This window comes from Deinococcus planocerae (assembly GCF_002869765.1).
GTDB lineage: Bacteria > Deinococcota > Deinococci > Deinococcales > Deinococcaceae > Deinococcus > Deinococcus planocerae.
In genome coordinates, this window is sequence record NZ_PNOR01000002.1 from 91179 (window position 1) to 109267 (window position 18089).

Here is an 18089-nt window from a genome sequence, read left to right on the forward strand (position 1 = left end):
GAGAAAGCCCGATTTGGCGCCGAACGGCCCGTTCCGGTCGGCGACTTCGTGCCCCGTCCCCCTCCAAGGAGCAGCCGCATGACCCTGGATGAGCCGCAGCACCACTACGAACTCGACCGCATGGCCGAGGACGCCTGGCGGATGTTCCGCATTCTCGGTGAGTACACCATCGGCTTCGACCGCATGGCGCATGTGCGCCCACCCCTGGTCACCGTGTTCGGCAGCGCCCGCACCGAGATTAAGGACCGCTACTACGGCCAGGCCGAGCAACTCGGGCGCGAACTGGTCCAGGCGGGCTTCGGGGTGATGACCGGGGGCGGTCCCGGCATCATGCAGGCGGCCAACAAGGGTGCCTTCGAGGTGGGAGGAGTCAGCGTGGGCCTGAACATCATCCTGCCCTTCGAGCAGAAACCCAACCCGTACCAGACCCTGACCCTGAACTTCGAGTATTTCCACGCCCGCAAGGTGATGCTCGCCAAGTACGCCGCGGCCTTCGTGGTCTTCCCGGGGGGCTTCGGCACCCTCGACGAACTCGGGGAGATCCTGACCCTGGTGCAGACGCGCAAGATGCACGCCCTGCCGATCTACCTCGTCGGCGAGCGGCACTGGCGCGGCCTGGTGGACTGGTTCAGAGGTACCCTGGTGGAGAGCGGCGCGATTGCCCCGGACGACCTGCACCTGTTCAAGGTGGTGGATGACGTGACGACGGTTCCTGAGGACGTGCGCCGCTACCACGACCCGGCGACGCCGGACGGCTTCAAGCGGCCCACGGCGGAAGACCGCCAGCGTGCCCGGGGGGAGGCGACGTGAGGGCGCGTCTCTTCCCCAGCCTGCTGGCGGCCGACTTCGCCACCCTGGGGGACGCCATTCGGGAAGCCGAGGCGGGCGGCGCGGACGGCTTCCACCTCGACGTGATGGACGGGCAGTTCGTCCCCAATCTCAACTTCGGGCCCCTGACCGTGGAGGCCTGCCGCCGGGTGACGGTCCGGCCGCTCGAAGCGCACCTGATGATCGTGCAGCCGGAGCGCTTCGTGCCCGACTTCGTGCGGGCCGGGGCGAACCGGGTCATCGTGCACGCCGAGGCCACGCCCCACCTGCACCGGGCGGTCGGCCTGATTCGTGAACTGGGCGCGCAGGCAGGAGTCTCCGTGAACCCGGGCACCCCGTTGGAGATGCTGCGGCCGGTCCTGGGTGACCTCGACCTGGTGCTGGTGATGAGCGTGAATCCGGGGTTTGGCGGGCAACGGTTCATCCCAGGCAGCCTGGAGCGGGTCCGCACCGTGCGCCGCTGGCTGGACGAGGTGAGCAGCGGGGCGGAACTGGAGGTGGACGGCGGCATCACGCCCGTGACGGCACCTGCTGTGCTCGCGGCGGGGGCGAGTGTCCTGGTGGCGGGGAGCGCGGTGTTCGGCGGTGAGGTCGCGCGTAACCTGGAGGCGTTGCGCGCCGTCATGACGGGTGGGCAACCCGAGGAGGCCTCATGAACGACGATCAGAACAAGCCGGACAGCCAGCCCCAGGGAGAGATCGTGCTCACGACCCTGCCGGACGCGGCCCTGGGGGACAGGCACAACGAAACCCCGACCGACCACAAGGCGAGGTTGCAGCGGCAGGAGCACCCGCGCCACGGCCCCGACGACGAGGACAGTTGCCGCGCATGATCGAGGGAGGTTCCATGAACGACGATCAGAACACGCCCGACGGGCAGCCCCAGGGAGAGATCGTGCTGACCACCGTGCCGGACACGGTGCAGGACCAGGCCCCGAACGAGACGCCCACCGACCTGCTGGCGCGGTTGCATCAGCAGGAGGATTCGCGGATCGAGCCCGACAACGAGGACGGCTAGACCTTCAGGGGGCCCCCGCCGCATCCTCGGTCGCGTCTTCCAGCGGGGCTTCCACCGCGTCCCGGGCTGTCTCCGCCGCCACCCGGGCGGCGGTCGTGCTGGAGTCTTCCTGCCCTCCGGCGATGAAGCTGGCATGGGAGGCGGCAATGGCACGGGCGACGATGCTGACCTCATCCTCCCCGGTGCCCTGGCAGAGCTCGTCGAGAAAGTGACGGGTGAGGGGGTCGAGGGTCAGCACGAGCGTGTTCTTCGTGTCGGTCATTCGTCGAGCATCGCATGTGGGACGAAGGCATGGAGTCGACTCCAGACGTTCTTCGGGAGCGTCCCTCTCTTGCCGTGCCGCCCCTGTCTGGTCTGGCCTGCCGCTTCAGGTCCACCTGCGTGCTCGCAGCCTGTCAGGGCACGGCGGGCGCCAGGTCTGGCTGCCGAGCACGGTCAGGGCCAGGGCCAGAATCGCGACGTTGAACCAGAAGGCAGTGATGCCGTGTCACGAGGTCAAGCGGCGGATGACTGGGCTGGAGGTGGACACGTCCGAGACCTGAAAGGTTAGCCCGGTCACGACGAAGGCGAAGTGAACGAGGTCGGGGGTGGAGGGTGCCTTGGGGAACGCCAGACCACCGTCCGGCCCCGCCTCCTCATTCCCGTCATCGCAGGAGAGGTGGGCGGAACGCAGGGTGGAGATGGTGGAGGTCAGGTACCGGCCGCTCAGCACGGCGACGACCGCCACGGCGATGGCCGGCGGTGGCGCCCCCGGCTCCAGGCGGGTGGCGTGCTCGATGACGATGGCTGAAGCGACGAGACTCACGAGGCTGGAGATCAGCACCATCACCCGCCCTGCCGCGCGTCCCGGATCCGCAGCGGCGGCCGCTGGCTGGGTGCGCTCGGGTGGCGAACGCAGGCTGAACCCCAGGTCAAGGCCAGCAAGGTCAGCGCGCCGCTGTCCCAGCCCACCCTGATCCACACCAGCGCGGAGGAGGGAGCCGGGAGGACGAGGGCCGCCGTGGAACCGGCAGCGCTGGTGAGAAGCCGGGACCAGGATCACTCCCACCGAGCGTGTGTCTGTGGCAGCGGGGAGAACTCAGCCACACCCCGCGCTCCACAGCGGCTTCCAGGAGGTCACCAGGCGACGTCGCACCCGGGCACGGTGGACATCCCCGCTGGCGGGGGGGGAGGAAGACCGCTCCATTGGCAGCGGGAAGACAGGACCTGGGTTGAGGTGAGGCGTTGGTCATGGGCATCTCCGATCCCGAGCAGAGGGCCAGCGGCCCTTCACCCGTTCACGGGGCCGCACGCTTCCCTGCCGCCGCCCTCGCCTCACTGGTGGCGGGGGCCTTGCGGTGAAGTGCGCCGGCGACGGATGGGGAACAGTGGTGAGCGCCGGAGCGTGAGGAGCATTCCCACCACACCCACCAGCAGGAGCGCGTCGGGAAGGTGGGCCCCAGCCAGGCGTGGCCCCTCCAGACGGCGGACCAGGGGAGCCAGCGACCGGACGGTCAGCAGCACATTGGCCGCCCTGTCCAGCAGCAGAGCCAGGACATCACCGAACACCCCTGCCGCCAACCAGGCGAGTGCCCGGCGCAGGTCGCGTGACGGCCACCCGCTCAGCAGGAGGGCCATGACCACCAGGCCGACCGCGACCCGCAGCGTGATGGCTGCCGTCAGCCAAGTCAGCCAAGTCGCGAGGAGCCAGGTGTGGTCCGCAGGGGACCACCAGTGCCTGAGCGGCGGGGGCACGTCTGGCCGGTGGGCCAGGGCCCACCCACTCCAGAGGATCAGGGCCACGGCCAGCGCCAGCAGGACAAGCAGAAGGACCCGGGAAGAGCGCCGCGCCCGCTCCCCGATGTCGATGCCCGGGCGGGGGAACGTCTCATCGCTGATGTGGACGGCAGGCCTGCCCAGGAACGGCCCGATCCCCCCGGTTCCGGCGGGGGCGTCCGAAGAGGGCTCGTCCGGCGGGCCGTGGATCTGCTCCAGGCTCGCCGGGTGGTCTGCCCCAGATCTTGAAGAGCGGGGAAAGGGGTGGGCCTCGTACGCCAGCAGGAGCAGATTGTTTTCCAGGATATACCGGGGCGTCTGCGTCTCATCCAGTTCCAGGTGCAGGTGCCGCGTCTGAACATCGACCCTGATGTGACGTGCTCCCGGCAGTCTGGCCACAATTCGAATCACGTCCTGGGCGCGGAATTCACTGTCCATCCGCGCCACGTGATAGTCGAGGAGGGTCGGGGGCGAGGTCACGTTTTCATTATATCTGTAGACCTGTTCAGATGTACACCGTTTAAGGTACCCATCCCCCAGGGGGTTCACTCGACCCGCTGCATGGAATCGACGGAAGAACCGCACCATCGGGGCAGGTCCCGTTGCCCTCTCCATCAGCTCAGGCACAGTCATGCCCCGAATTTGTGAATGGCGGGGGCAATCCGGCGACGACCTGCAAACGGCTGAGGCACCAGCACATGTCGACCCCCCTGCGCTCCGCGGAGATCAGTGACAGCGCCGCCGACGCGCAGGTGCGGCGCCGGTGACGGCAAGCGAGACCATCGGGATGAGCCAAACTCCAATTCACCCCTCACGCTGACCCGGCATACTGCCCTGGCCGCGGGTGCGGTGTCCCGTCTGAGTGACGCCCCCGACGATCACCGAAGAGCCCAGCTCTGCCTCAGGGCAGTCCTGCTTCCACATACGGATGCTCCGTTGTGAGGCTTCGGTCATCACGGCGCTTGCGGAGGTGTAGGTGACCGTGACTCCAGCCCCTCAGACCCACGACGTTCCCCTGGCGGCGCAACGGCCACCTGAGCTGCGCCGCGACGACGGCGGACACGTCCCGACGCTTGGGCGGATCCCGGTCGGTCGGTCGGGGGCAACCCTCCGCCTTCAGCCGTCTCTCGCCTTGCCCTGTCCTCGAGGAGGGCTTCCATGCCAAGACTGCCACGCACCCTAACCCTGAAAGACACGGCCGCTTCGGCGGTCTTCACCCTGGGCCTCCTGACCAGTGGGGACGTGGCACCCGAGGCGTCGGGGGCCAAGCCGGTTCCGGGCACGCCTCCCCCCACCAGCGAAGGTCGTCCCAGTTCCACGCCGCCACCTCCAGTGCCGCGTTTGACGGTCTCGCCTGATGGACGGCGCCTGCAATACGCGGACGGTCGGCCCTTCCTGTACTGGGCGGACACCGGCTGGGAGCTGTTTCACCGCCTGAACCGCACGGATGCCCGGCAGTATCTCCAGGCCCGCGCCGCCCAGGGGTTCACCGTCATCCAGGCTGTCGCCCTCGCTGAAATGAACGGTCTGACCGTTCCCAACGCCCAAGGCGACCTCCCTCTCGTCGGCAAGGACCCGACTCGCCCCGCGACCACTCCGGGCAACAAGCCGACCAACTCTGCCGAGTACGACTACTGGGATCACGTGGACTACATCGTGAACGAGGCCGCGAGTCTCGGCCTGCACGTCGCCCTGCTGCCGAGCTGGGGCCGTTGGGTGAACGATGAACCGATCTTCACCCCCGCCTCAGCTCGCTCGTACGGGGTGTTCCTGGGTCGGCGGTACCGGGACAAGCCAGTCATCTGGGTCCTGGGCGGCGACCGGAATCCGGAGACGGAGGAGCAACGCGCTGTGTGGAGGGCGATGGCCGAAGGCATTGAGCAGGGTGTGGGAGGGCGGGACCGAGCGCTGATCACCTACCACCCGCGCGGGGGCAAGACCTCCGCCGAGTACTTCCACAGCGAGCCGTGGCTCGACTTCAACCTGTGGCAGACCGGGCACTGCCGGGGTGAGCGGGAGGCTGAGAAGGTCCTGGGCACCTACCGTCGCACGCCCGTCAAGCCGGTGATCAACGCCGAGCCCGTGTATGAGCAGCACGTCATCTGCAACGACCAGAAGAACGGGTACGCCGACGAGGTAGACGTGCGGAACGTGGCGTACTGGAGCATGTTCGCGGGGGCGGCGGGGCACAGCTACGGCCACCGGATGGTCTGGGGCTTCGACGTCTATGACGGCAATAAGGCATGGCTGAAGGCGCTCTCGGCGCCAGGAGCTTGGCAGGTGCAGATTCTCAAGAAGCTGCTGGAGTCGCGTCAGGCCCAGCGGTGGGAGCCGGACACGACGCTGGTGAAGGGGAGTTTCACCGGGACTCGGCCGGTGGTGGCGTTGCGGGGCCGAGAGTACGCCTGGGTGTACCTGCCGGATGGCGGCGCGGTGACGGTCACGCTGGGCCGGGTGGGGGAAGCGCGGGTGAAGGTGTCGTGGCTTGACCCCAGAACGGGACGCACGACGGTGGTCGGCGCCTTTTCGAACTCCGGCGAGCGATCCTTCTCCGCTCCCTCACACGGGCGTGGTCAGGACTGGGTCCTGCGGATCGAGAACCCCTGACTCGCGACTCGCTCCCCCAACGCTTCACACTCATGCAGGGTGACGTCAGGACGAGGACTGATCTCGAGCAACCCGTCCTCCCTCTGGGTTCGACCTCGCGCCTGTTTCAAGCAGGAACTGTGGCCGTTCAACGGTGTGCGCCACCCGGTCTGGCACCTCGCGGACGTGGCGTGCTGAGCCTTGTCCGTCATCCCACACCCCTTCAGGTCAGGCGTCACCAAGCCCGCACCCTTCGGTTCGTGTCCTGAAGCCCCGCCGCGCTCACCGACCTCCCCTTCTTCGAACTCCAGAGACTGTTGGCGTCGCAAGACCTCGTGAAAGCCTGGGTGTCCAGGAGACGCTCCACAACCGGTCCTGACCTGTCCCGCACGCGGGGGCCATTGTCCCTACGGGCGACCGGGCCGGGAGGCGGTTCACAGACCAACGGCGCACGACACCTGGGGTCCACTGGTGCACGAATGGAGCATCCCTCGTCTGCGGCGCTCCTGCAGCACGAGCACCTGCGGGTGAAGAGCGGCGAGAGGTGGGCGGCTGAATCCCAAGCGGGCCTGGCGGGGAGCCGACGTTCGTCCCCGTATGACTCACGGGCCGTGAAGGGACCTCGGCGAGGACACTTCGCTTGTCGTCAGGGTCCGGTCTCTGCCCCCTGGCCTTCCAGCTTGCCCCGGCCGACGTGGGAGGCGGCCCCCCGCCCCCCGTCCTCCCCGGCGCTGTTCCAGCCGCTTGCAGTCCAACAGAGGGACATCTCATCTGCGCGTCTGATCATTCATCAACCTTTTAAATCCGCTTGGTAAGGTGCCGCACGTTTATGCGACGTTTCCTGCTCACGGCGCTGGCCCTCACGGCCGTCAGCTTCTCCGCCGCCACCACCGTCACCGTGCAGCCGGGCGACACGCTGACCCGACTCGCCGTCCGGTCCGGCACCACGGCGGCAGCGCTGCGGCGCGCGAATCCCGGGGTCCGCCTGGACATGCTGCGGGCCGGCAGCGTTCTCCGGCTGCCGGAGGCCCGCGGCGAGACGCGGGCCTGGACGGTGCGCCCCGGCGACACCCTGTCCCGGATCGCCCAGCGTCAGGGCCTCACCCTCCAGGCCCTGCTGAAGGCCAACCCGGCGCTGGACCCCCGGCTCCCCCTGCGGGTGGGGCAGCGGCTCCGTCTGCCCGCTGCGCCGCTGGCCCGCGCGCGCACGACGGTCACCCTGCGTCCCGCCTCGGTGCGTGGCGCCGCCGGGCGGCCCCTGCAGGGGCGGCTCACGACGCCGTTCCAGGCCACCCACCCGGGCCTGGACCTGGCGGCGCCCAGCGGCACGCCGATCCGTGCCGTCTTGCCCGGCACCGTCACCGAGTCCCGCTTCGACGGCCAGGGCGGCTGGGGCTGGACGGTGGTTCTCGACCACGGGGGCGGGCTCACCTCCCGTTACAGCCACAACAGCGCCAACCTCGTCCGGGTCGGGGCACGGGTGAACGCCGGCGAGGTGATCGCCCGGGTCGGCAGCACCGGGAACAGCAGCGGCGCCCACGTGGACTACCGCCTCTACCAGGGCGGCAAGTCCATCGACCCTTCCAGCCTCCAGTGAACCCCCGGCCGGGCGTTCAGCGCCGGGTGCCGACCAGGAAGATGTTGGGCCAGGGGCGGTAGGTGCTCCTGAGGGTGTCCTGTTTGAAGGTCTGCCCGCCCCGCACGAAGCGCCGCGTCACCTCGATCACGGCGCCGGGGGCGGCCCAGTCCACCTGCCTGCGCTCCCCGGCGGGCCGCGTGGCGTCCCGGATCAGGCGGTCCGGGGGAGCGGGGGTGCTCCTGAGGGTGCGCGGCGTCCCGACCTCCACGGTGAAGTCGCGCGTCCGGCCGAACACACTCACCGTCAGGCGGGCCTCCTCGTCGTTCCACTCGCTTTGGAACCACAAAGGACCGCCCGTGTCGTTGGCGAACTTCAGGTCGAGGTTGGGCTGGTAGATGGTGCCGTCCAGACCCTGCGGGTCGTAGTACCGCACCTGATACGAGTGGTTGCGCCGCTCGAGGATCGGCAGGCCCGCGCTGTAGAGGGTGCGGAACACGGTCGTGCTCACCTGACAGATACCGCCGCCGACCCCGTTGGCCGTGCGGTCACCGGCGATGACGAGACCCGTGACGAAGCCCGTGCGCGTACTGATGGGTCCCACCATCCGGTTGAAGGAAAACGTCTTGCCTTCCAGCAACCGGTCCTGAAAGCGGCTGGCCCCGACGTGGATGTTGGTGACGCGCTCGGGGCTGCTGCCGTAATAGTTCGTCTCGCCCGTGCCCAGGTGCGCCGTGATCCCGCGCGACAGGAAGTAGTCGAGCGTGCGCCCCGGCGCCGTCTGTCCGGTGACCACGACGTTCGCCTTCACCCCCCGGGGGTCCTTGAGGGCCGCGAGGACGTTGGTCCGGGTCTTCGCCTCGTCCACCGTCAGCCCATTGCGCTGCACGACCGCCCAGCCGTCCCACTGGTTCTCGAAGCGGGCGTCCTGCGCCTCACGGGGCAAGTCGGCCAGGAAGGTCCGCAGGTCCGCCTCCAGGCTGGCGGTGATCACCCCGCGAGCGCGCAACTCCGCCACGCGCGGCCCCGGCAGGGTCAGGGTGCGGCTGAAGGGCACCGTCGTCTTCTTGCCGTCCACCAGGGCGGGCCACTGCGCCTGCACCGTGATCAGCAACGGCGCCGTCCGGGCGGGCGGGGTCGGAGCCGCCGTTGGCTCTGGTGCGGGTGCCGGAACAGGCGGCGGGGCCGGGGCGGGTGCGAGAGGCTGCGCCGGGATTACGGGCGCGGGTGTCGGCTCGGTGGGGGCCGGGACCGGAGTGGGCGCAGGAACAGGCACCGGAGCCGTCGCCGGTGCGGAAGGCGGGGCCGACGGGAGGGGCAGCGCAGGAATGTTCAGGCTGGTTTGCGCGACCGCACCTCCCAGCCAGGCACTGACCAGCAGGGCGGCACACGGACGGCTCGGGATCATGCCCGCAGTATCCCACGGGCTCAACTTCACCTGTCACCGTCCTTCGGGGGTGAGAAACTCACCTTCCGGCGAGCCGGGCCCGCCGGAAAGACGGTTCAACACCCCGGTCGGGTGAGGCCTTCCCCGGTTCCTGCTCTGGTGACCCCGGCGTCACGTTCCGCATCCACCACTCCTGCGGAATGGGGCGACTCCGGTTCTTCCACACGTCCTCGAAGCTCGCCTGCTGCTCGGACACGGCCCCCGCGTCGCTCGTGGCGAGCATCGCCTCGTTCAAACCGAGTGGCCCCCACGAGGAGAAATGGAAGTTCATGCTGCCCGCCAGCACCATCCGGCCGTCCACCGTCAGGGCCTTGGTATGCATGGGGAAGGTGACGGAGCGCGCGTCGAAGCGGTCCTCGATCCCGCGCCGCCGGGCCTCCAGGCGCAGGAGGGCGACGCCGCTGCGGTTGGGGGCGCGGTCGAGGCCGTAATCGACCATCAGCGCGCGAACCTTCACGCCACGTTCCATCGCGTCCAGCACGGCGCGAAGGTACACGGGCCAGCGGCTGACCGGGCAGTCTTGCGGTTGGAGGTAGGCGGACCAGCAGCCCAGGGAGGGGCTGAACTGGGCCTGCATCAGGTCGAGGCTCTGCCTGGCCGCCCCGAGGAGGGCCACCTGCGCCCGGTCGGCCTGGTCGAAGCCGGAGCGGCGGTACAGCAGGAAGGCCCGGGCCGGGCCGGCCCTGGTCAGGCGGCGGGCGGCGTCCGGGTGGGTGGGGGGATCGGGTTCCCGGAGGGTGCAGACCCTGGCCACGTCCCCCGCCCGCGTGCCTGCCGGACACCTCACCTGACGCGACTTGCGCCACAGGTCGTCGAACACCGCCACGCCGTCCTGCGCGACCGGACCGCGCACCCGCAGGCCGAGGTCGTGAAGGTTCCGCCCGCCCGGCGACGTGTCCGGCAGGTGCCAGTCGGTGTAGTTGTATCCGGACACCGTGAGGTCCTGGCCGTCGATCACGTGCAGCTTCACGTGGCTGTGCGGGAAGTAGCGGTAGTTCGCGACGCCGAGCTGCCAGCCCACCCGCACGTCGTTCGGGGGCACACCGAGCCGGGTCAGGTCCCTGACGAGTTCGAGGGCCTGGGTGGCGCCGTCCTCGCGTTTCAGGTCGGGGAAGCCGCCCAGCACCACCCGCACGGTCATGCCCTGCGGGTAGGCGGCGGGCTCCGCCCGCACCCGCCCGTACAGGTCGCGCACGGCAAGGGCGAAGGTCCAGCCGGGGTGTCCCTCCCCCGCGTGCCACTCCATCGTGGTGAGCAGGACCTCCGCCCGTGCCCCCCGGATCTGGTCCGCCGTCACGTCAAAGGCATCCGGTTGTGTAGCGGTGCGCGGCGTTCGCAGGAAGCTCACGAACGCGTTCCTGCATGAGCGGTCCGGGCGTCCTCCCTCGGTCGTGACGCGCCACAGCGCGAGTTCCAGCGGGTCCATTGGTCTGGAGCAGGACAGACCGGAAGGATCAAGGCTGGTGGTCGGGGGCACGCCGCCCAACCTGATCGGGAATTCGGAGGCGTCCGCCAGCCCCCCCACGGTCAGCAGGAGCGCCAGAAGCCAGCGCAGCGCGAAGGAAAGACCGCTCACCGCCTGAGAAGATACGCTGCAATCCCATCGCACGTATGAACAAATGCTCAATGATTCAGGGAGCGGAAGGGCTGGATTGAGCCTGCCCGCACCCGGCAACGTGAGGGGGCCTTTTCCCCCGAACGCGGCGAGGCCAAGCTCGACCACAAGGAGGTTCGGATGCTGGGACAGAGTCGCGCACGGTGGCTTCCCCTGGGGGGGCTGTTCTGGATGGGGGCGGCGTGATGGGAGCCCTCTCGCTGCTGCTGTTTGTGCTCGTCCCGGCGGGCACGACCGTCCTGGGTGGTGTCCTGGCCACACTCCGCCCTCCTGGTGAGCGCTGGCGCAGCGCGTTTCAGCATTTCGCGGCGGGCGCGGTGTTTGCGGCGGTTGCCGGTGAACTGCTGCCCGAGATCAAGCAGGAACATCAGCCGCTGGGCGTCGTGCTGGGCTTCGCCCTGGGCGTGTTGCTGATGCTCGGGCTGGAGCGTCTCTTCAAAAACAAGCCCGTGGACGAGGCGCGGCCCACGCCGGAAGAAGGCGGGGCGGGCAACGCGGCCGGCCTCGCCCTCATCACGGGAATCGACATTCTGATCGACGGCCTGCTGATCGGCGTGAGCGCGGGCACCAACGCCCAAGCCGGTTTTCTGATCACCCTGGCCCTCACGCTGGAACTCTTATTCCTCAGCCTGTCCACCGTCGCTGCCCTGGGGCGCGCTGGAATCACCCGCGCCCGGGTGATCGGCGTCACCCTGCTGTTCGCGCTCGCGCTGGCGGTCGGCGTCCTGATCGGCGCGCTGCTGTTCGGGGGGCTATCCGGCTTCGCGCTGGAGGTGGTGCTGTCCTTTGCCGCGGCGGCCCTGCTGTACCTGGTCACCGAGGAACTGCTCACCGAGGCGCATCAGGTCACCGAGACACCGCTCTTGACGGCAACCTTTTTCGCGGGCTTCCTGGCCATCTTCCTGGTCGAGCTGCTGCTCCCCGGAGCGGGGGCGTGACGCTGTTCCTGGCTTCCCTGCTGGCCGTGAGTGGCTTCGCGGCCATTCACCTGCCCTCGCCGGCCCTGCGGGTCCTCGCCGGCGTGCCCCGCAACCGGCTGCTCTCGGCCGCCGGGGGCCTCGCCGTCGCGTTCATCTTCCTGCGCATCCTGCCGGAGTTCGGGGACAGCCAGCAGGTCTTCAGGGCGACGCCACGGGGCACGCTGCTGGGCCTCCTCGGCAACCACGTGTACGTGATCGCGCTCGTCAGCCTGGTGCTGTTTTACGCCGTGAGCGGCTGGTTCAAACCTCACGGGCGCAGCAGCGGGCGACTGGCCACGACGCGCCCAGCGAGCGCGTCGTCTGGATGCACCTCTCCACCGACGCGCTGGACAACTTCGTGATCGCCTCCCTGCTGACCCACTGGGCCGACACGCGCGGATGGCTATCCCTGGGGCGGTTCTTCGTCGCACCCGCCCTCAAGGTTGTGGCAGACGACCACAGCCTGCACGCTGAACACCAGGCCAACTCTGACCGGCGCGGACGCTGGCTCCTCGCGCTGGCCGCCCTCGCCGGCTGGCGCCTGCGGCAGCTCACCGACCTCTCCGCACTCCCGCGACCCTGGAGGCGTTTCCGGCTGGCGAGGCCGTGCTGAGCGTGCTGAAGGAGAAACTCCCCGCCCAGCAGCAGGCGCGGCTTTCGGCCTTCGGCTACGGCGCGCTGCTGGTGACCCTCGCGGCAGGCTGACCCCACAGGAGAACCGACCATGCTCTACTTCATGTTCGCCACCGGCATCGAGAACTCCTACCCCACCATCCAGAACGGGCGCTTTCGCCAGGACGAGATGGACAAGACCCGGCATTACCAGCTCTGGCGGCGGGATTTCGACCTGGTGCAGGAGCTGGGCGTGACCCACCTGCGTTACGGCCCGCCGCTACACCGCGTCTGGCTCGGGCCGGACCGCTACGACTGGAGCTTCGCCGACGAGACCTTCGGGGACTTGCGACGGCGCGACCTCACTCCCATCACCGACCTGTGCCACTTCGGGGTGCCCGACTGGATCGGGAACTTTCAAAATCCCGACTTCCCGGAGCAGTTCGCCCGCTACGCGCGCGACTTTGCCCTGCGGTATCCCTGGGTGCAGCTCTACACCCCCGTGAACGAGATGTACATCTGCGCCCTGTTCTCCGCGAAGTACGGCTGGTGGAACGAGCAGCTCACCACCGACCTCGCCTTCGTGACGGCCCTCAAGCACATCGTGAGGGCGAACGTGCTCGCCATGCACGCGATCTTGCAGGTCCGGCCCGACGCGATCTTCGTGCAGAGCGAGTCCAGCGAGTACTTCCACGCCCAGAACCCCCAGTCCATTGGCCGGGCCGAGTTCCTCAACCAGGTGCGCTTCCTGTCGCTTGACCTGAACTATGGGCACCGGGTGGGTTCGGAGATGTACGAGTACCTGCTCGACAACGGGATGACCCGGGAGGAGTACCACTTCTTCCTCGACAACACGCTCAAGCACCACTGCATCATGGGCAACGATTACTACGTCACCAACGAGCATCTGGTGCAACCCGACGGGAACACCCGGGCCTCCGGGGAAATCTACGGCTACTCGGTGATCACGGGGCAGTACTACGACCGGTACGGGTTGCCGATCATGCACACCGAGACAAACCTCAATCAGGGACCAAGCGGGGACGAGGCGGTGCAGTGGCTGCGCAAGGAGTGGGCCAATGTGCTGCGGGTGCGCAACGACGGGTTGCCCATCGTGGGCTTCACCTGGTACTCCCTGACCGATCAGGTGGACTGGGACAGCGCCCTGCGCGAGAACAACGGCACCGTCAACCCGCTGGGCCTCTATGACCTCGGCCGCAACCTCCGGCCGGTGGGGCAGGCGTACCGGGAACTGATCCGCGAGTGGCGGGCGGTGCTGCCCACGCAGAGTACGGCGCTCACCCTGTCGGTGTTCCCGCCCAGCCAGCAGGACGGCGCGGCGGCGGCGGCCGTGCAGGACCTCGCCCGCACCCACGCCCACGCCCGCGAGGCGACCTACGGGAAGGACGAGGCGGCCGTCACTGGTCGAAAGGAGAAGCGTAGATGAGTGACGTTGCTCAGACTGCCGCGCGGGCCCCGTCCCGCTTCACGGGCAAGACGGTGATCGTGACCGGGGCCGCGAGCGGCATCGGCCTGGCGACCGCGCGGCACTTCGGCTCGGAAGGCGCGCGGGTGGTGCTGGCGGACCTCGACCTCGACCGGGCCGGGCAGGCCGCCGAGGCGGTGAAGACGGATGGGGCGCCCGACGCCTGGCCCGTGCGGTGCGACGTCTCCGACGAGGGGCAGGTGCGCGCCTGCGTGGCCGGGACCCTCGGGCGCTTCGGCGGGCTGGACGTGATCGTCAACAACGCGGGCCTGATGACGTTCAAGCCCATCCTGGAACTGGAGGCGGAGGACTGGCGCCGGGTGCTGGGGGTGGACCTGCTGGGCGCGTTCTTTTTTGTGCGTGAGGGCTTCGAGCACATGAGGCCGGGCGGCTCCATCGTGAACGTGAGCAGCATCCATGCCGTGGAGACCTCTCCGCTGGTCGCGCCGTACGCGGCCGCCAAGGCCGCCCTGGTGTCCCTGACCCGTTCCGCCGCCTTGGAGGGCAAGGCCAGGGGGCTGCGTGTGAACGCCGTGCTGCCCGGCGCCATCGAGACACCGATGCTGCGGGAGAACCCCAACGTGAAGAGCGGGGTGGAGGTGATCGACCCCAACTTCGTGGGGCAGCCCGCCGACCTCGCGGCGGCCATCGCGTTCCTGGCCTCGGACGACGCGAGGTTCGTGCAGGGTGCCGCCCTGGTCGTGGACGGCGGACGCCTCGACCGCCTGTAAAGCCTGCGGTGAACGGGCACCTGGAGGGCCCTGGCCGGGGCAACTCCTGGCAGAGGTTGATCCGGGAGGAGGGACGGGCAGCAGGCGGCCCGGCGGTGCCGAGTTGGTTGCGTCATCTTGACGGGTTGGCAGCATCCTTGCTCACTTATCAAAGCTTTGGCACGCCTTGGGAGGTTGCCGCTCGTTCATGCGTCCTCATCTCCTGACCGCGCTGACGCTCCTGATGTTCAGCCTCGCTGCCGCCACGACCGTCACCGTGCAACCGGGCGACACCCTCACCCGCCTCGCGGTGCGACACGGCACGACGACTCAGGCCATGCGGCGCGCCAACCCCGGGGTGAACCCCGACCGGCTGTGGGTGGGAACGGCCCTGCGCCTGCCCACCGCGCCCCATCCTGAACCTGGACAGTGCGCCGGGGAGACACCCTAGGGGCTCTCTTGGGCGTCAACTGGGGGCTGAATCCCTGCCTGCCCCTCCAGGTGGGGTAGCGCCTCTCGTTGCCTGCGCCCACGACGGCCCGCACCCGCACCCCCACGACTGCCGTCGTGCGCGCGGCCTCCAACCGGGTAAACGCCGCGCTGCTCGTCCAGGGCCGGGACGCCCATTCACGCCGCCCTCCCCGGCACCGTCGTGGAATCCCGCTTTGACGGCCAGAGTGGCTGGGGCTGGACCATCGTGCTCGACCACGGGCGCAGGATGAGGACCCGGTACAGCCACAACAGCACCAACCTGGACCAGGTGGGCGCGCGGGTAAGGGCGGGTCGGCAGCACCGGTAACAGCACCGGGGCCCAGGTGTTGACTACCGCCTGTACCAGCAGGGTGAGTGCCTCACGGCACCCGTCCCACCCCCGCCTGGGCGGACGGGGGCGCGGTGAAGCTGACCAGGGCCAGCAGAACGAGCGCACGCTTCAAGGGGTCCTCCGGGGGGTTCCCCCAGCATAGCCAGGCTCCCGGCGCGGGGAGGGCCGCCCGCAGGGCCAGGTCTTTCAGGGCCGGGGGCCATCACGTACGCCATCCCGCCGGCGTGGCCCAACCACAGCCGCTCGAAGACCGCCCGGGGGGAGGTCCGCTTCACCGTCGCGTCGCTGGGCGCCGCCGGGTCGTTCACCACCGGGTTGCCCTGCGCGTCGAACCCGGTGAGGACCAGCAGGTGCCCGTCCGACCAGGAGAGTGGCGCGCCGGGCAGCTCCCCCGCCCGGAAGCGCAGGCTGACCGCCAGCGGGAGACCTTGCAGGAGGTAGGCTTCCGCATCCCGCAGGTTACCCATCCGCGTGACGAACGCCTGAGCAGCATGCTGGTGCTGGTCGGGCTGCACCACACCGGCCCCCATCCGGGTAGATCATCTGCGCGAGCCCCGGCACCTTCAGCACCCGGTTCCAGGCAGCTACCTGCCCCGCCGCGCCCCGCCCCCGCCGTCACCCGGTACTGGAAGGCGTCCGCGCGAAAAGGCAGCGTCAGGGTGCCGGTGTTCACCTTGCCGTCCGGGATGCGCGTCATTCGGAGGCTGGCCCGTGGCCCCCGCACGGGCCAAGTCCAGCAAGCGTCAGGACATCGGCTTCTCGCCGCAGGGTCGCCTTCCAGGGCATCTAATCCCCCCCCGGGTGGTCGCCCGGTTCCGGCTCAGGGCGGGGCGAAGGACGAAAGTCGGCGGGCAGCCACCAGGGCGCCTGGATCGTCCGGGCACGTGTCCACTCGAAGGCGAACATGCGCCGGTACTCGTCGATGGCGCCGGTATCGCTGGTGGCGAGCGTGTACTCGCCCAGGCCGAGCGGCCCGAACGAGGAATGGTGCAGGTTCTGGCTCCCGACCGTGAGCATCTGCCCGTCGATCAGGGCGGCCTTGGTGTGCAGCCCGCCCGCCGTGCCGTACCAGCGGGCCTGCACGTGGTCTTGCAGCCCCAGCGGCGCGAGTTCGGCCTGGAAGCCACGCAGCAGGGCCAGCGTCTCGGCCTGGAGCAGGGGATCGTAGTCCAGCAGCAGCCGCAGCGTGACGCCCCGCTCGCGGATCGCGCGCACGGCGGCGCGCCACACCGGCAGTTGAAAGGCGGGGCTGCAGCCGCCCGGCTCGGACAGCTTCCCCACGCAGCCCAGGGTGCCGCTCACCTGGGACTGCATCACGTCGATGCTCGTGCCCGCCGCCGCGAAGAGGGCGCTCACCGTGTCGTCGGCGTCCGGGTAGCCGCGGCGGCGGTAGAGGGGATACACCCGGGCGGTCCCGGCGGCGGGGGCCGGGGCCGTCCAGTCCAGCGGCAGCCGCGGTGCCCGAACCTCAAAGGCGCAGTCGCGCCGCAGCGTCGCTGGCGACGGCGGGGTTCGGCACGTGAGCTGTCGGCTCAGGGCCCACCCGTCGCGGAAGGCTGCCAGCGCGTTCCGGGCGACCGGGCCCCGCACCCAGAGGGCGAGATCCGTCAGGTCGAGGCCGCGCCCGCTCGGTGCCGTCTGGGGCTCGTGGAAGAAGCTGATGTTGTACCCGCCGGCCAGCACCCGCTCGCCGTCCTGCACGACAAGCTTGACGTGGTTGTGAGGCAGGGCATAGGCGTAGTTGGCGATCTCCAGCCGCCAGCCCGGCACGGGGTCGTTGCTCAGGGGGACGCCCGCTTCCAGCAGGTGCCGGGCGGCGCTGTAGGCGTTGGCCGCCGGATCGAGGAGGTCGCCCAGCCGGATGGAGTTGCCCAGCATGACGCGCACGGTCACGCCGTCCGGGTAGCGGTTGGGGAACGCGGCCACGTCCCGCCGCAGGGCGGCGATGGCCTGGGCGACCCGCGCCCCCGGGGCGTCCGGGCCGTCGTCCCAGATCATGTTGGCGATCAGCAGTTCACGGCGCGTCTGGCGCAGTTGGCCGACCAGCAGGTCGAAGGCTCCCCCCGGCCGGCGTGGCTGAGCGCTGTAGGTGGGGTCCGCGTTCGGGAAGTGCAACAGCCCTTCCACCTGGTTCCCGCAGCTCAGCGCCGCGCCCTGCCCCCGCGTCCGCTCGAACAGCAGGCGGTCGAGCGGCGCTTGAGGAGCCGGACAGGTGTTCAGGCCCAGCCCGTCGAGGGCGTCGGTGTCGGGCGCGGGGAGCGGGCCGGCCACCTCGAACCCGGCCGCCACGGCGAGCCCCCACCCCCCAGACCAGGAGTCAGGGACCAGCAGAAACACCAGCCAGACCAGCCCCCAGGCGATGGAACGGGGAAGGAGAACAAGACATCCCTTCTGGAGCGAACTTGCCCTCAACGGGCGAACGGAACCTGGATTCAAGCGTAGAAACTCCTCGCGGCTGCCGGGCGGCCGCATGGAACTTCTTCACGGCAGCACCGGAGGCCTCGTCAGTTCAAGCAAGGCTGCGGGTGAGCAAGGGTGGGACGGGTGCCCCTGAACCCAGCCTCAGTTTCCCATACACTGTACACATGAACAAGTGCTCATGCGTATGGTTGCAGGGGGAGGGTGGTTGACGCGAGGGGCTGTTTTCCCGCTGCAAGGCGTTCATGCAGGAGCCG

At 69.5% G+C, this 18089-nt stretch carries 19 protein-coding genes and 1 pseudogene; 13 read left to right on the forward strand and 7 right to left on the reverse strand.

The genetic code is table 11. The annotated features are described in order from the left end of the window. The first annotated feature begins 78 nt into the window (after window positions 1–78). The 4 genes from A7B18_RS01480 to A7B18_RS21785 are packed head-to-tail and all read left to right on the forward strand — an operon-like array spanning window position 79 to window position 1845. Entirely contained in the window at window positions 79–810 is a 732-nt protein-coding gene (locus A7B18_RS01480) for an LOG family protein (protein WP_102124895.1), read from the forward strand. Then, complete coding sequence (rpe, locus tag A7B18_RS01485) at window positions 807–1484, forward strand: ribulose-phosphate 3-epimerase (RefSeq protein ID WP_102124896.1); 678 nt, start codon at window positions 807–809, stop codon at window positions 1482–1484. Before A7B18_RS01480 ends, rpe begins: the two co-directional genes overlap by 4 nt. Next, window positions 1481–1660, forward strand: a complete 180-nt coding sequence (locus A7B18_RS01490) for a hypothetical protein (RefSeq protein WP_102124897.1) — start codon at window positions 1481–1483, stop codon at window positions 1658–1660. The genes rpe and A7B18_RS01490 overlap by 4 nt, the downstream gene beginning before the upstream one ends. Before the next feature lie 14 nt (window positions 1661–1674). Continuing rightward, complete coding sequence (locus A7B18_RS21785) at window positions 1675–1845, forward strand: hypothetical protein (RefSeq protein ID WP_180969970.1); 171 nt, start codon at window positions 1675–1677, stop codon at window positions 1843–1845. 4 nt (window positions 1846–1849) lie between these two features. On the opposite strand, the gene A7B18_RS01495 is transcribed toward A7B18_RS21785, so the two are convergent. From A7B18_RS01495 to A7B18_RS01505, 3 genes are all read right to left on the reverse strand, one after another. Beyond that, window positions 1850–2107 carry a hypothetical protein gene (locus tag A7B18_RS01495; RefSeq protein ID WP_102124898.1) on the reverse strand — a complete coding sequence of 86 codons (258 nt, stop codon included), beginning with the start codon at window positions 2105–2107 and terminating at the stop codon, window positions 1850–1852. A gap of 225 nt (window positions 2108–2332) precedes the next feature. Then, window positions 2333–2893, reverse strand: coding sequence for a DUF1345 domain-containing protein (locus A7B18_RS01500; RefSeq protein WP_102124899.1), 561 nt, complete (start codon window positions 2891–2893; stop codon window positions 2333–2335). A 266-nt stretch (window positions 2894–3159) separates the two neighbouring features. Next, a complete protein-coding gene (locus tag A7B18_RS01505; RefSeq protein WP_102124900.1) occupies window positions 3160–4080 on the reverse strand; it encodes a hypothetical protein in 921 nt (306 codons plus the stop codon). A gap of 861 nt (window positions 4081–4941) precedes the next feature. Between A7B18_RS01505 and A7B18_RS01510 the strand changes: the two genes are divergently transcribed. Both A7B18_RS01510 and A7B18_RS01515 read left to right on the forward strand, forming a co-directional pair. Then, entirely contained in the window at window positions 4942–6207 is a 1266-nt protein-coding gene (locus A7B18_RS01510) for a glycoside hydrolase family 140 protein (RefSeq protein ID WP_180969972.1), read from the forward strand. 808 nt (window positions 6208–7015) lie between these two features. Continuing rightward, window positions 7016–7783, forward strand: coding sequence for a peptidoglycan DD-metalloendopeptidase family protein (locus tag A7B18_RS01515; RefSeq protein ID WP_102124902.1), 768 nt, complete (start codon window positions 7016–7018; stop codon window positions 7781–7783). A gap of 16 nt (window positions 7784–7799) precedes the next feature. Here the strand turns inward: A7B18_RS01515 and A7B18_RS01520 are convergent, their stop codons facing one another. After that, on the reverse strand, window positions 7800–8876 hold the full coding sequence (locus tag A7B18_RS01520; RefSeq protein WP_342747122.1) for a VanW family protein: 1077 nt from the start codon (window positions 8874–8876) through the stop codon (window positions 7800–7802). 352 nt (window positions 8877–9228) lie between these two features. Next, window positions 9229–10785, reverse strand: a complete 1557-nt coding sequence (locus A7B18_RS22795; protein ID WP_281260131.1) for a phospholipase D-like domain-containing protein — start codon at window positions 10783–10785, stop codon at window positions 9229–9231. Window positions 10786–11009: 224 nt separating this feature from the next. Between A7B18_RS22795 and A7B18_RS01530 the strand changes: the two genes are divergently transcribed. The 7 genes and pseudogenes from A7B18_RS01530 to A7B18_RS23040 form a co-directional block, all read left to right on the forward strand. Next, the gene (locus A7B18_RS01530) at window positions 11010–11762 is read left to right on the forward strand and encodes a ZIP family metal transporter (RefSeq protein ID WP_102124904.1); all 753 of its coding nucleotides are present in this window, start codon (window positions 11010–11012) and stop codon (window positions 11760–11762) included. Next, window positions 11759–12145, forward strand: a complete 387-nt coding sequence (locus A7B18_RS01535; RefSeq protein WP_102124905.1) for a hypothetical protein — start codon at window positions 11759–11761, stop codon at window positions 12143–12145. Before A7B18_RS01530 ends, A7B18_RS01535 begins: the two co-directional genes overlap by 4 nt. Next, window positions 12109–12396 (forward strand): hypothetical protein, encoded by a 288-nt coding sequence (locus A7B18_RS01540; protein ID WP_102124906.1) that lies wholly within the window; start codon window positions 12109–12111, stop codon window positions 12394–12396. Before A7B18_RS01535 ends, A7B18_RS01540 begins: the two co-directional genes overlap by 37 nt. A 111-nt stretch (window positions 12397–12507) precedes the next feature. Next, entirely contained in the window at window positions 12508–13842 is a 1335-nt protein-coding gene (locus A7B18_RS01545; RefSeq protein WP_102124907.1) for a family 1 glycosylhydrolase, read from the forward strand. Then, window positions 13839–14612 (forward strand): SDR family NAD(P)-dependent oxidoreductase, encoded by a 774-nt coding sequence (locus A7B18_RS01550; RefSeq protein WP_102124908.1) that lies wholly within the window; start codon window positions 13839–13841, stop codon window positions 14610–14612. Before A7B18_RS01545 ends, A7B18_RS01550 begins: the two co-directional genes overlap by 4 nt. Before the next feature lie 187 nt (window positions 14613–14799). After that, on the forward strand, window positions 14800–15042 hold the full coding sequence (locus A7B18_RS01555) for a LysM peptidoglycan-binding domain-containing protein (protein ID WP_102124909.1): 243 nt from the start codon (window positions 14800–14802) through the stop codon (window positions 15040–15042). A gap of 168 nt (window positions 15043–15210) precedes the next feature. Beyond that, window positions 15211–15390 (forward strand): annotated as a pseudogene (locus tag A7B18_RS23040) (M23 family metallopeptidase); the annotation flags it as partial. A gap of 23 nt (window positions 15391–15413) precedes the next feature. Here the strand turns inward: A7B18_RS23040 and A7B18_RS23045 are convergent. Both A7B18_RS23045 and A7B18_RS01570 read right to left on the reverse strand, forming a co-directional pair. Further along, on the reverse strand, window positions 15414–15932 hold the full coding sequence (locus A7B18_RS23045; RefSeq protein WP_425430314.1) for a C39 family peptidase: 519 nt from the start codon (window positions 15930–15932) through the stop codon (window positions 15414–15416). A 268-nt stretch (window positions 15933–16200) separates the two neighbouring features. Continuing rightward, the gene (locus tag A7B18_RS01570) at window positions 16201–17703 is read right to left on the reverse strand and encodes a phospholipase D-like domain-containing protein (RefSeq protein ID WP_245872691.1); all 1503 of its coding nucleotides are present in this window, start codon (window positions 17701–17703) and stop codon (window positions 16201–16203) included. Window positions 17704–18089: the final 386 nt, after the last annotated feature.

Bases quoted from the DNA above. Each gene is read 5' to 3' on its own strand.
- A7B18_RS01555 (WP_102124909.1), top strand. From the start codon at position 14,800: ATGCGTCCTCATCTCCTGACCGCGCTGACGCTCCTGATGTTCAGCCTC.
- A7B18_RS01545 (WP_102124907.1), top strand. From the start codon at position 12,508: ATGCTCTACTTCATGTTCGCCACCGGCATCGAGAACTCCTACCCCACC.
- A7B18_RS01530 (WP_102124904.1), top strand. From the start codon at position 11,010: ATGGGAGCCCTCTCGCTGCTGCTGTTTGTGCTCGTCCCGGCGGGCACG.
- A7B18_RS01515 (WP_102124902.1), top strand. From the start codon at position 7,016: ATGCGACGTTTCCTGCTCACGGCGCTGGCCCTCACGGCCGTCAGCTTC.
- A7B18_RS01550 (WP_102124908.1), top strand. From the start codon at position 13,839: ATGAGTGACGTTGCTCAGACTGCCGCGCGGGCCCCGTCCCGCTTCACG.
- A7B18_RS01495 (WP_102124898.1), bottom strand. From the start codon at position 2,107: ATGACCGACACGAAGAACACGCTCGTGCTGACCCTCGACCCCCTCACC.
- A7B18_RS01480 (WP_102124895.1), top strand. From the start codon at position 79: ATGACCCTGGATGAGCCGCAGCACCACTACGAACTCGACCGCATGGCC.
- A7B18_RS21785 (WP_180969970.1), top strand. From the start codon at position 1,675: ATGAACGACGATCAGAACACGCCCGACGGGCAGCCCCAGGGAGAGATC.
- A7B18_RS01490 (WP_102124897.1), top strand. From the start codon at position 1,481: ATGAACGACGATCAGAACAAGCCGGACAGCCAGCCCCAGGGAGAGATC.
- A7B18_RS01540 (WP_102124906.1), top strand. From the start codon at position 12,109: ATGCACCTCTCCACCGACGCGCTGGACAACTTCGTGATCGCCTCCCTG.